This is a genomic window from Actomonas spartinae, from assembly GCF_051209155.1.
Classification (GTDB): Bacteria; Verrucomicrobiota; Verrucomicrobiia; order Opitutales; family Opitutaceae; genus Actomonas.
The window spans coordinates 147,627-159,627 of sequence record NZ_JBPJGB010000002.1 but is presented as its reverse complement, the minus strand read 5'-3'; the positions used below and the strand labels follow the sequence as shown (position 1 = coordinate 159,627).

Genomic DNA, 12,001 nt, shown 5'->3' with positions numbered 1-12,001 from the left:
CCGGAAGCGAGACCACCACCTCGCCCCGGTGCGGCCGCCGCCAACCGATCCCTGCACCGCGACTCCGCTCATGTTTTGCCAAGATACGCACAGGTTTGCGGCTTCCGCTTTCGAGTTTTTATGATCATATAAGCATATAGTAAACCACCGCCCTTAACTCCTGCCTTGCCATGAAAAAACTGCTGATCCTCGGAGCCGGCACCGCCGGCACCATAATGGCCAACAAGTTGGCCGGCGCCCTCGACCGTGACTCGTGGCAGATCACGGTGGTCGATCGCGACGGCGAGCATCACTACCAGCCCGGTTACCTCTTCGTTCCCTTCGGCATCTATCAGCCGCGCGACATCGTGAAACCCCGCCGCGACTACCTGCCGCGCGGCATCGACGTCGTCTACGCCGGCATCGACGTCATCGATCCCGAGAAGAACCAGGTCCGCCTGCTCGACGGCCGCGTGCTCGGCTACGACTACCTCATCATCGCGACCGGCGCACGCCCCGTGCCCTCGGAAACCGAAGGCCTCGAGGGCGAAGGCTGGCGCCGCAACATCTTCGATTTCTACACCCTCGAGGGCGCCACCGCGCTCGCTCGCCACCTCAAGCACTGGGAGGGCGGCCGCCTCGTCATCAACATCGCCGAGATGCCCATCAAGTGCCCGGTCGCCCCGCTGGAGTTCGCCTTCCTCGCCGACTGGTGGTTCACCGAGCGCGGCATCCGCGACAAGGTCGAGATCGACTACGTGACGCCGCTGCCCGGCGCCTTCACCAAACCCAAGGCCGCCGAACTCCTCGGCGACTTCCTCGATCGCAAGAACATCCACCTCACCGCCGATTTCTCCATCGGCTCCGTCGACGCCGAGGCCAACAAGATCGTCTCCTGGGACGAGCGCGAGGTGCCCTACGACCTGCTCGTCAGCGTGCCGGTCAACATGGGCGACGAATCCATCGCCCGCTCCGGTTTCGGCGACGAGTTGAACTTCATCCCCACCGACAAACACACCCTGCGTTCCCGGGTGGCCGACAACATCTTCGTGCTTGGCGACGCCACCGACCTGCCGTCCTCCAAGGCCGGCTCCGTGGCCCACTTCCAGGCCGACATCCTCTACGAGAACATCCTCGCGGCCATCGACGAACAACCGCTCCGCGGCCACTTCGACGGCCACGCCAACTGCTTCATCGAATCCGGCTTCAACAAGGGGCTGCTCATCGATTTCAACTACGACACCGAGCCTCTGCCCGGAAAGTTCCCCCTGCCCGGCATCGGCCCCTTCTCCCTCCTCGAGGAGACCCGCACCAACCACTACGGCAAGATGATGTTCCGCTGGGTCTACTGGAACCTCCTGCTGCGCGGCGCCGAGCTCCCGATCGAGGCCGAGATGACCATGGCCGGCAAACACCGCTGAGCACGCTTCCACCCTTCAAAGCCCTGCCGCCATGACCACCGCAGCCCCCACCCTCGAAGCCCGCCTCGAGGCCCTCGACACCAAGCTCGACTTGGTGCTCACCGAGGTCGACGAGGTGCGCCGCCTGCGTCGCGAGGTCGAGGAACTCAAAGAAGACCTCTCCCGTGTGGCCAAGGACCTCTTCGCCACCACCGTCCACGAACTCGAAGACGTCGCCCCCTTCGTCCAGACCGGCGACTTCACCGACCTCGGCAAACGCCTCCTCCGCTCCACCAACGCGCTCAACGACATGCTCGTGCAGTTGGAGAGCGCGCGCGCCTTCCTCGCCGACGCCGCCCCGCTCGGCAAGGCCCTCATGAGCGACACGCTCAGCCAACTCGATGACCTCGAACACAAGGGCTACTTCGAAAAAGGCCGCGAGCTCCTCCGGGCCTTCGACAACATCGTCGCCGAGTTCTCGGTCGAGGACGTCCGCCTGCTGGCCAACAACGCCACCACCATCCTCCACACCATCAAGAACCTCACCCAGCCCGAGATGCTGGAGGCGGTCGACAACGCGACCGAGATCTACCGCAAGATCGATTTCAACACCGTCGAGGAATACTCCTTCTGGAAGGCCTTCCGCGAGGTCAACAAGCCCGAGATGCGCCGCGGTCTCGGCTTCCTCATCGTCTTCCTGCGCAACCTCAGCGCCCACCAGGCGGCGGCGCCCGCCTCAGCTTCCACCGATTCGTAAATCCTCAACCCCCCACAGCCATGCCCACTGAAACCATCGCCAACACCACCGTCGAACTTGATGCCGAAGGCTTCATGACCGACCACACCGCCTGGACGCCCGACATCGCCCGCGAACTCGCCGTCAAGGACGGCATCGCCGAACTCACCGACCGCCACTTCGTCGTCATCGATTTCATGCGCAAGGAGTTCATCGAAAAGGGCGACGGCCCCTCCATGCGCCGCCTCACCAAGGAAAGCGGCGTGCCCACCAAGGAGCTCTACGCCCTCTTCCCCGGCGGCCCCGCCAAAAAGGCCGCCCGCATCGCCGGCATCAAAAAGCCCCACGGCTGCATCTGATGAAATCAGGTAGGATGCAAGATGGCCGAGGTCGAATGTATCAGTAAACCACCTACATCGGCCATCCTCGAAAACATCCTCCATCCGACCTCACACCGCTCACATTCAACATCCCTTCCGTCATGAATCCCGAACCCATCAAAAAGGTTTCGATCGTCGTCTCCAAGGGCTCCCTCGACGGCATTTATCCCGGCCTCATCATGGCCAACGGCGCCCGCATGGAAGGCATCGAAGCCAACCTCTTCTTCACCTTCTTCGGCCTCTACGGCGTGATGAAAGGTTACCAGGACAACATCAAGATATCCACCGTCGGCAACGCCGCCATGCGCGTGCCCGACGCGAAGGGATTTCCCTTGCCCACCGTCCTCGGTCTCATCCCCGGCATGTCCGCCTTCGCCACCAACATGATGAAGAAGGAAATGGAGAAACTCGATATCCCGCCCGTCAGCGAATTCATCGAGATGATCTCCGACGCCGGCGGACACCTCTACGCCTGCAAGGCCACCGTCGACATGTTCCACCTTAGCGAGGACGACTTCGTCCCGCAGATGGAAAAGGTCCTCACCGTGGGCGACTTCTACGAACTGGCCGCCGGCGGCCAAATCATCTTCACCTGAGCCGGTGACGGGAAGGGTCGGTTCGGCAAGGCTGCCCGCCGCCACGCTCCCGTGAGGCACGACCCCGCTGGGCTCGCCCGGTGGGGTCGTTGTTTTTCCGCTCAGGCCAACGGCCCGACCGCACTTCCTCTGTAGTTGTTTTACCACTACGTTCGATGAAATTTCAAGCCGAATGACCGACGTTTCCGCGCGTTTAACGCTTGGACCCCGCCCGCGATCACGGTTAGTTGGCACCGCCTTTCTGGTGCCCCTTCACCCCGTTGATCGAAATGAAATTTCAACCCCGCTTCCCCTTGCGCGTTGCCTTGCTCCTGGCGGTCTTGAGCCACGCCTGGGCCACCCCGCCGGCGACGCCACGCAACCTGCTTTCCGGTGCGCCGGAGAAACATGAACTCGGCCGCGACGTGCCCGCGGTCCAGGCCGCACTGTTGCCGCCGGGGCAGTGGCACCCCTTTCCCAGGGCCGCCGAACGTGCCGCGTGGACCGGTCTTCCCGCGGATCTGCGCCAAGGCATCCTCGCCGCCGGCGAAGCCGCGCTGGTCGGCCCGTGGGCCTCGCTGCGCGCCACCGGCTATCTCGCCTACGTGCGAACCGGCGACCGCGTCGCCAACCAAGGTCCCCGCATCGAACGCCGCCAACGCCTGATCAAACTGGTCCTCGCCGAGTGCGTGGAGGGCCAGGGACGTTTTCTGGACGAGATCGCCGACGGCATCTGGGCCACCTGCGAAGAGACCTACTGGGGCTACTCCGCCCATGTGTTCATGCAGCGCGCGGGGTCCGGCCTGCCCGATGTGACCGAGCCCACCGTTGACCTCGGGGTCGGCGAAACCGGCGCCATGTTAGCGTGGACCTCCTACCTGCTCGGTCCGCAACTCGACGACGTCTCCCCCCTGTTGCGAAAGCGGATTCGCTACGAATGCGAACGGCGTCTGCTCGCGCCTTGTTTCGACCGGGCCGACTTCTGGTGGATGAGCTGGGACGACCAGGGCCATGGCATCAACAACTGGAATCCGTGGATCGTCTCCAACTGGCTCTCCACCGCGCTGCTGTTGGAGGAAGACCCGGAACGCCGTGCCCGCCATGTCGAGAAGGGCCAGCGGGTCCTCGACAACTACCTCAACACCCTGCCCGACGACGGCGGCTGCGACGAAGGTCCCGGTTATTGGGGGCGCGCCGGCGCCAGCCTCTTTGACGCCCTCTCTTGGATGGACAGCGCCAGCGCCGGCCGCATCTCGATCTTCGACCACCCGCTCATACGCAACGTCGGCCGCTACATCATGCTGGCCCACATCAATCGTGACTGGTTCATCAACTTCGCCGACGCCCGCGCGCGCAACCGCACCGACGGCGCTCTCATCTACCGCTTTGGTCAGGCCGTGCACGATCCCGAGCTCGCCGCCTTCGGGGCCTGGGTGTGGCAAAACGGACCCGCCTTTGAACCCGGCTTTGATCGTTCCCTCGGCCGCGTGTTGCCGCAGCTCTTTGTCACCGCCGAGCTCAATCGCCAACCGGCCGACGCCCCGCTGCCGCGCGACGGTTGGCTGCCTGACCTCCAGGTCATGATCGCCCGCGACGCGGGTGGCACCAACCGCGGCCTCACCCTCGTGGCCAAGGGCGGTCACAACGCCGAGAACCACAACCACAACGACGTCGGTTCCTACCTCGCCTACCTCGACGGCGAACCGCTCATCATCGACGCCGGCCCCGAAGCCTACACCGGTCGCACCTTCAGCGCCGAACGCTACCAGATTTGGACCATGCGTTCCGGCTGGCACAACGTGCCCCTCATCAACGGCGCCGAGCAGGCCCCCGGCCGTGAACACGCTGCGCGCGACCTCCACTACGCCAGCGATGACCAAGCCGCGCGCTTTGGTCTCGAACTCGCCGACGCCTACCCCGCCGCCGCCGGCATCACCAGCTGGCGCCGCGACTACGCCCTCGTCCGCGGCCAGAGCCTGCGTATCCACGATACCTATACAATCAACCAACCGAGCGCACCGACCGAGCTGCACCACCTCACCCACCGTGCCGTCACCGTGCTGCGGCCCGGCGTGCTGCGCCTCGGTCCTGCGCCCTCCGCCCCGACCGGGCGCGGAGCCGAGTTGAGCTACGATCCGAAGCAACTGACGGTCGAAATCGAATCACGCGAGGTCACCGACGCCACCCTGCGCGGCATCTGGGGTCCCGAGGTTCACCTCATCAAACTCATCGAGAAGTCTCCAGCCGCGACCGGTGCACACACCATCGAACTTCGCCCGATCGATGCCCCCTGAATTCCCTTGGATACCGGACTGCACCCGCCGGTCCTTTTTGCGCACGTCCGCCACCAGTGCCGCCGCATGGTGGCTGACGCCGCAGGTGTTCGCGGCCGACGGACCGACCTCCGGCTCCCACCCGCGCATCTACCTCTCCGCCGAGGGGCCCAACGGGCTGCGCACCCCGGCCGATCTGCGCACCGCCATCCGCACCGACGCATGGTGTGCCGCCACGTGGGATCGACTGCGGGAGCAGGCTCAGCGGGAAGCCGGGCAGCAGCCGTTGCTCCCCGACAGCCCGCTGCCGGCGCGCCCGGCCGCCTCCATTCGCGACCGCAACCCCGACTTTTACCTCTGCGAGGAAACCGGGGCCCGCCTGGTGCGCTTCGCCCTCGTCCATCTGCTCACCGGCGACGAGGCCTGTCGCGCCGCCGCGCTCACCCAGTGCGACGCGCTCTTCGATCCCGCCCAGTGGCCCGATTGGATCGACCAGGCCCACCTGCGCTTCGGTCATCCGGCCGACCTGCGCACCGGCATGCTCAGCAAGGACGTGGCCATCGCCTACGATTGGCTGGCCCCCAGCCTCAGCACCGCGGAACGGACCCGTATCCGCACGGGACTCGATCGCCGCGGTATCCAACCTTTCCTTACATCGGTGGAGGCCGGCGCCTGGTGGACCCGCGACCTCAACAACTGGCTCACCGTCATCTACGGCGGACTCGGCATCGCCGGCATGGTGCTGGCGGGCGAACACCCCGACGCCGACCGGCTGGTCGCGCTCGGTGTCGAGGCCTTTGAGCGTTACCTCACCACCTACGGGCGCGCGGGCGAGTTCAACGAGTCGGTCGCCTACGCGAACGCCAACCGCATGCCCGTCGCCTTTTTTTTGGCGCAGCAGTATGCCACCGGTGGCCAAGCGCGCCGCCTCGGCGAGGCCCCTTTCCCCGAAATGGCCCGCTGGGTCATGCAAACCACCCTCACCGGCCGCCGGGTGGTGCCGTTTGGCGACGGCCATCCGGAGCGCGCCGTCATGGCCGGCTACGTGAGTGCCATAGCGGCGGCCAACCGTGACGGGGTGTTGCAGCACTACTACCTCGCGCATCAGGATGAAACCACCAACCCCTTCGAACTGGTCTGGTATGATCCGCGCGTAATACCGCAAGCCCCCGCCGGCCGCGAACCGCTCGCGGTCGCCTACCACGACCACGGCGGCGTGATCGTCAGCCGCACGTCATGGGACTGGGACAAAGCGGCCTGCATCGTCTTCGCCAAGGCCGGGCGCGAGGAGAACCACGAGCACAACGACGTCGGCCAGCTGGGCTTCGACGTGCTCGGCGAACGCCTCATCGTCGACCTCGGCTCACCGTCCACCTATCCGCCGGATTTCTTCGAACCGCACAGCCGTTGGCGTTACTACAACGCCTCCATCGTCGGCCACAACGTGCTGATGTTCGACGGCCGGGAGCAACGCTATCCGATCCGCGAACGGGGCCAACCGATCGACGTGAGCACGCTCTCCGGCCGCTTGCTCGACTGGTGGCAGGACCCCGGCCACGGCGCCGCCTGGCGGATCGACCTCACGCCGGCCTATGCGGACGTCGTGCAGGTGCAGCGCACGGTGCTCCACCTCTGGCCCGGTTTCATCGCGGTGCTCGACGAAGCCACCCTCCCCACCGACCAAGCCATCTCCCTGCGTTGGCACACGCTGACCAATCCCACCCTGCCAACCCCCGGCGCGTTTGTGGTCACCGGCGACACCGCCGCCGCCACCGGTTTGGTCACCACGCTCGACGGGCGCGCGCTCCCCCTCGACCTCCGCCATCACGCCTACGTCGCGCCGCACGATCGCACCCGCACCGGCGAACCATTGGCACCCCGTCACGAATCCTTTGTGGAGGCGACCGCCACGGCCAAAGGCTGCCGCTGGCTCACGCTTTTTGCCACCGGCCCCGCGAGCGATTTTGGCGGCCGCACACCATGGCACCCCGGCGACACGCCGGGGACTTGGCGCGTCACAACCGCCCGCGAGACCGTGATGGCCCGGGTGACGGACGAAGCGATCAGCCTCGAGACCGCCGATCGTTCGCGGCGGGTCCAACTCAGCCGGTAGGCGGGCGAGCCCGCCCGATTAGAGGCGGCCTTCCTCGATGTCGTAGACGTCGAACCACACCCGCACCACCTTGCCGGCCGGAATGACTTGCGGGATGTAACCTTCCAGGAACTCCTGCAACTCGATCGGCATCTCGCTCAGCCGCATGTCGCGCATCTTGTTGTTCCACGCGATCACCTCGCGCGGCTCCTTCACCTGCGAATGCGCGGTGATCCACGCCGCCACCGCCTCATCGTCGGCCCCAGTGGCCACAAACTCCTTGAACGCATCCGCGTCGATGCCGGTGAAATCAAAGAAGAAACGATCCAGCGGGCAGTTGTAGTGGTATTCGCCCGCCGTGCCGGCGCACACCGCCCGACACTTGTCGAGCATGCGCCCGGCATGCACGTAACCGGCCAACACCTCGCGCGGACTCCGCGGCGTGGTCGTGTTCAAATCAAGGGCGAGGGATTGCAGGGTCTCGGAGGACATCCCCCAACGGACGACTTCTCCGGCCCAACGCAACCCACTCCCGCTGCTCCTCCCCCAAAAAAGCCTTATCCCCATCACTTACAGTCACTTCCAACCCAATGTTCGTAATACGAACAAGGGGTAAAGGTCGCCGGGTGAAATAATCCGCAACTTTCGCGCGTCGCATCGGGTAATCTCTCCCGTGCACCTCACTTCTCTCGTTCCGGAACTTCGCCAAGCTTTGCGCCGCCTCCTGCGCGAACGCGGTTTTGCCACCACGGTCCTGCTGACCCTCGCCCTCTGCATCGGCGCCAACGTCGCGATCTTCGCCGTGGTCGACGCCATCCTCGTGCGCCCGCTGCCCTACCCGCACGCCGACCGGCTCGTGACCATGGTCAACTCCTACCCGGGAGCCGGTGCGCCCCGCAGCGGCTGCTCCCTGCCCAACTACTACGATCGCCGCGACGGCCAGATCGCGGCCTTCGAGTCGGTGTCCGTTTGGCAACCCGGCAGCGCCATCGTCGGTGAAGCCGGCGCGCCCAATCGCATCGCCCGTGACCGCGTGTCACCTGAGTTCTTCGCCACCCTCGGCGTCCCCCTCGCCATGGGCCGCACCTTCACCGACGACGAGCTGCTCTACGCCAACGCCCAGGTCATCATTCTGACCCACGAGTTCTGGCAAAACCGGTTCAGCAGCGACCCCGATATCCTCGGCCGCACCCTCACCGTCGATGGCCTCACGCACTCGATCATCGGCGTGCTCCCGCCCAAGTTCCGTTTCATCGACAGCGAGGCCCGCTTCTTCGTCCCGCTCGCCTCCGCCCTCGAGGACCGCGCACCCAACCGCCGCCATTCCAACAACCAGACCATGGTCGCCCGCCTCGCGCCGGGCATGACCGTGGCCGGCGCCCAGGCGCAGATGGATGCCCACAACGCCGCCCAACTCGAGACCGATCCCTTCGCCGAACTCGTGCGCAACGCCGGGTTCACCACCTACGTGCACTCCCTGCACAGCGACATCGTGCGCGAGATCCGCCCCGCGCTCATCCTGCTCCAGGCCGGCGTGCTCGCGCTGCTGCTCATCGGCGGCGTCAACCTCGTCAACCTGCTCCTCATCCGCGCCCACGGTCGCGCCAAGGAATTCGCCGTGCGCCAGGCCCTTGGCGCCGGCCGCACCGACCTCGCCCGCGCCATCATTCTCGAGACCCTGCTGCTCACCCTGGCCGGCAGCCTGCTCGGTCTCGCCGTCGGCGCCGGCGGTATCCAACTTCTCGCGACACTGGGGACCGAGCAATTGCCGCTCGGCGTCAACATCGCCTTCGATGGCCGCATCGCCGCCATCACCCTCGCCGCCTCGGTGTTGGTGGGCCTCGCCCTCGCCGCTCCGGTCATCGCCGTCAGCGTGCGCCGCACCCTCGCTCCCGTGCTCCAGGCCGAGACCCGCGGCGGCACCGTCTCCCGCGCCGCGCAAAACCTGCGCCACGTCTTCATCGTGGTGCAGATCGCCATCACCTTCGTGCTGCTCACCGGCGCCGGCCTGCTCGGCCTGAGCCTGCAAAAGGTCCTGCAAACCGACCCCGGCTTCGACAGCGACCATGTGCTCACCGCCCGGCTGTCACTGCCGTGGAAAACCTATCCTGAACAAGCCCCCCGCCTGGCTTTTCTGGAACGCTTGCTCGGCGAACTCCGCACCCAACCCGGCGTAACCTACGCCGCCTTCTCCGACGGCTTGCCCTTCGGCGGCGGCGTGTCGGACAACGCCACCACGGTTGAAGGGGTCGAGCTCGCTCCCGGCGAATCCATCCGCACCCACTTCACGTCCTACGCCATGGGCGACTACTGGCAGGCACTCGGCATTCCGCTCATCGAAGGCCGCTTCCTCGAGGACGCCGACAACCACCGCGACCAAAAGGTCGTGGTCGTCGACCAGGCCTTTGTCGATCGCTACTGGCCGGGCCAGAGTGGACTTGGCCGCCGCATCGCCAGCGACGTGGAAATCAACGACGAGAACGCGCTGACCATCGTCGGCGTGGTTGGCACCGTGAAGCAACGTGACCTCACCGACGACGCGCCGCTCGGCACCATTTACGTGCCCTATCGCGAGCGCGGCAATCAGGGCGCCACCATCGTGCTGCGCACCGCCGTCGAGCCCGAAGCCCTCGGCACCACGCTGCAAAAACTCGTGCTCGCCATCGACCCCGAGCTCCCGGTCGACGACATCAAGGTCATGCAGGCCCGCCTCGACGACAGCCTCGTCGCGCGCCGTTCGCCCGCTTTACTCGCCGGCGTGTTCGCCATCGCCGCGCTCCTGCTCGCCGCCGTCGGCACCTACGGCGTGCTCGCCTATGCGGTGAGCCAGCGCCGTCGCGAGATCGGGGTGCGCATGGCGCTCGGTGCCTTGCCCGGCCAGGTCCTCCGCCAGTTCCTCGGCCTCGGCGGCGTGCTGCTCGCAATCGGCGCCGCCATCGGCATCGGCCTGAGTTATTTCGTCGGCCGCGCGATGCAAAGCCAGCTCTTCGACGTGAGCGCTTTCAATCCCGGCGTGGTCGCCCTGACCGCCGCCGTGATGGTGCTGGTCGTGCTGGTCGCGACCCTGCTGCCCTCGCACCGCGCCTCGCGCGTCAACCCGATGGAAGCCCTGCGCGACGACTGAGCGCCAGGCCCGCAAGCTTATCCGGATTGCGCAGGGCGTAGAGCCCGCCAATCCGGCCGTCGCGGATCGCGATCGAGAAGGCCGTGACCGGTTGTCCGCCGGGCGCGTCGAGCACCACCACGCCCGGGGCGCCGTTAAACCAGACCCAGCGCAGCATCGACTCGTCATAGCGCGCGCCGAATTTGCGCACGAGGTTGGTGAAAAATTTCGCCACCAGCGCGGCGCCGAACACGACCTTGCCGGCCGCGACCACTTTGCCGCCGCCGTCGGAGTGGAAAGCCACATCGTCGCAGAGCACCGCCTTCAGCGCGGCGGTATCGCCCACCGCGGCGGCATCCAAAAACGCCCCGAGCAGGCGCCGGTGGTCGTCCGCCGTAATGGCATCGGCCCGAACCGTGGCCCGCTCCTCCTGCACCCGCGCGCGGGCGCGGGAGACCAGTTTGCGACAGGCGGCCTCGTTGCGCCCGAGCGCTTCCGCGACCTCCGCGTAGTCGTGGTCAAACACGTCGTGCAGCAGCAGGGCCGCGCGCTCGGTGGGTGTGAGCCGTTCCATCGCCGTGAGCAGCGCCATCGAAACCGCTTCGTCCAACTCCAGGCGCCGCGCGCCGTTGTCTTCGGTCACGGCCACATCCAGCACCAGCGGTTCGGGCAGCCAGGGGCCGGGATACACCTCACGCTGCACGCGGGCCGACTTGAGGTGGTCGAGGCACCAGCGGCTGCAGGTGCGCAACAACCACGACCGCGGTTCGCGCACCTTCGCCCGATCCGTCGCCGCCCAACGCAGCCACGTTTCCTGCACCGCATCCTGCGCGTCACTCACAACGCCGAGCATGCGATAGGCGAGGCGCAGGAGCGCCTCACGCTGGTTTTCAAATACGATCGCGGCTTCGGTATCCGACATGGTTCGGAAACATCAGACGGATAGGGGGGTGAGCGAGCAACTCCGGGCGTGGCCGAGCGTGCGCTTCACCGCCGGAAAAACGAGCGCGCTGGCGATGCCCAGGGAGAGTTCAACCAAACCCGCCGAGCCGTAGCGCTCGCGAAAACGCTCCACCTTTTCGGGTTCCGGCGTGGCGCCGGCGGCAATCTGCGCGGCGTAGCCATGCACTTCGGCGAGCTCCGGCGGCAGGCGATCGGGGTCGCGCACCGCCAGGCGCAGAAGCTCGGTTTCCACGCCCGCCTCCCGGGCCATCTTCAGGTTGAGCTCCAAGCACGGCCCGCAATCGACCACACTGAACGCGGCGACCTTGGCGATGAAGGCGACCTCCACCGGCAGCACGTCGCGAAAGGACGACATGCCCAGCACACCTTGGAAGCGGGCAAAGCCCTCGGGGGAGGCATCGAGCATCTCCTCCATGTAGGTGACATCGTAGTCGTAGTGGTCGCCGAACTGGCGGGTCTGCGTGCGGGCGGAGGTGATTTGTTCTGCATTCATGACAAAA

The 12,001-nt window shown here is 66.3% G+C and carries 10 protein-coding genes; 7 read left to right on the top strand and 3 right to left on the bottom strand.

Going from position 1 to position 12,001, the window contains the following annotated elements; all coding sequences use genetic code 11:
- The first annotated feature begins 170 nt into the window (after window positions 1-170).
- The 6 genes from sqr (at window position 171) to AC0MRV_RS08690 (ending at window position 7,456) form a co-directional block, all read left to right on the top strand.
- Window positions 171-1,400, top strand: a complete 1,230-nt coding sequence (sqr, locus tag AC0MRV_RS08715; RefSeq protein ID WP_472764072.1) for a type III sulfide quinone reductase, selenoprotein subtype — start codon at window positions 171-173, stop codon at window positions 1,398-1,400.
- 31 nt (window positions 1,401-1,431) lie between these two features.
- On the top strand, window positions 1,432-2,136 hold the full coding sequence (locus AC0MRV_RS08710; RefSeq protein WP_472764071.1) for a helical membrane plugin domain-containing protein: 705 nt from the start codon (window positions 1,432-1,434) through the stop codon (window positions 2,134-2,136).
- A 20-nt stretch (window positions 2,137-2,156) separates the two neighbouring features.
- The gene (locus tag AC0MRV_RS08705; RefSeq protein WP_472764070.1) at window positions 2,157-2,474 is read left to right on the top strand and encodes a TusE/DsrC/DsvC family sulfur relay protein; all 318 of its coding nucleotides are present in this window, start codon (window positions 2,157-2,159) and stop codon (window positions 2,472-2,474) included.
- A gap of 122 nt (window positions 2,475-2,596) precedes the next feature.
- Window positions 2,597-3,091, top strand: coding sequence for a DsrE/DsrF/DrsH-like family protein (locus AC0MRV_RS08700; protein WP_472764069.1), 495 nt, complete (start codon window positions 2,597-2,599; stop codon window positions 3,089-3,091).
- A gap of 269 nt (window positions 3,092-3,360) precedes the next feature.
- On the top strand, window positions 3,361-5,364 hold the full coding sequence (locus AC0MRV_RS08695) for a heparinase II/III domain-containing protein (protein ID WP_472764068.1): 2,004 nt from the start codon (window positions 3,361-3,363) through the stop codon (window positions 5,362-5,364).
- The gene (locus AC0MRV_RS08690; RefSeq protein ID WP_472764067.1) at window positions 5,354-7,456 is read left to right on the top strand and encodes a heparinase II/III domain-containing protein; all 2,103 of its coding nucleotides are present in this window, start codon (window positions 5,354-5,356) and stop codon (window positions 7,454-7,456) included. The genes AC0MRV_RS08695 and AC0MRV_RS08690 overlap by 11 nt, the downstream gene beginning before the upstream one ends.
- An 18-nt stretch (window positions 7,457-7,474) precedes the next feature.
- Here AC0MRV_RS08690 and AC0MRV_RS08685 read toward each other — a convergent pair whose 3' ends face one another.
- Complete coding sequence (locus AC0MRV_RS08685) at window positions 7,475-7,927, bottom strand: DUF5069 domain-containing protein (protein ID WP_472764066.1); 453 nt, start codon at window positions 7,925-7,927, stop codon at window positions 7,475-7,477.
- A gap of 181 nt (window positions 7,928-8,108) precedes the next feature.
- Here AC0MRV_RS08685 and AC0MRV_RS08680 point away from each other — a divergent pair, with 181 nt between their 5' ends.
- On the top strand, window positions 8,109-10,559 hold the full coding sequence (locus tag AC0MRV_RS08680; RefSeq protein ID WP_472764065.1) for an ABC transporter permease: 2,451 nt from the start codon (window positions 8,109-8,111) through the stop codon (window positions 10,557-10,559).
- Here AC0MRV_RS08680 and sigJ read toward each other — a convergent pair.
- Both sigJ and AC0MRV_RS08670 read right to left on the bottom strand, forming a co-directional pair.
- Complete coding sequence (gene sigJ, locus AC0MRV_RS08675) at window positions 10,528-11,460, bottom strand: RNA polymerase sigma factor SigJ (RefSeq protein ID WP_472764064.1); 933 nt, start codon at window positions 11,458-11,460, stop codon at window positions 10,528-10,530. The genes AC0MRV_RS08680 and sigJ overlap by 32 nt on opposite strands.
- A 12-nt stretch (window positions 11,461-11,472) precedes the next feature.
- Entirely contained in the window at window positions 11,473-11,994 is a 522-nt protein-coding gene (locus tag AC0MRV_RS08670; protein WP_472764063.1) for a carboxymuconolactone decarboxylase family protein, read from the bottom strand.
- Between the last annotated feature and the right edge of the window lie 7 nt (window positions 11,995-12,001).